At 51.4% G+C, this 222-nt stretch carries 1 protein-coding gene; it reads right to left on the bottom strand.

Annotation, left to right across the window (positions count from 1 at the left end; translation table 11 throughout):
* Window positions 1–222 (bottom strand): hypothetical protein (locus BHE89_RS03525; RefSeq protein WP_141008261.1); only part of this gene is annotated, 222 nt, incomplete at both ends.

The raw sequence follows: 222 nt of genomic DNA, 5'->3' as shown, positions 1-222 counted from the left end.
AGGAAGTATCCACACCAGACAGGTCTACTGAGAACTGAGCTTCACCGTTCGATGCTTCCGCATAATCAGTGAGAGCAACCGTCTCGTTGTAGGCCTTTTGTTGGATCAGGCGTACTTTCCACGCCCCCATCGTGTTGGCGTCATAGTCACCATCAGGTTTGTACTGATCACGGATGAGAACCCTAACCGGCAATGCCTGGGTATCAATCGCGGTATCACCTT

Source organism: Shigella sp. FC1967, assembly GCF_001743005.1.
In the GTDB taxonomy this organism is placed as follows: domain Bacteria; phylum Pseudomonadota; class Gammaproteobacteria; order Enterobacterales; family Enterobacteriaceae; genus Proteus.
This window is presented reverse-complemented; position numbering and strand designations above follow the sequence as displayed.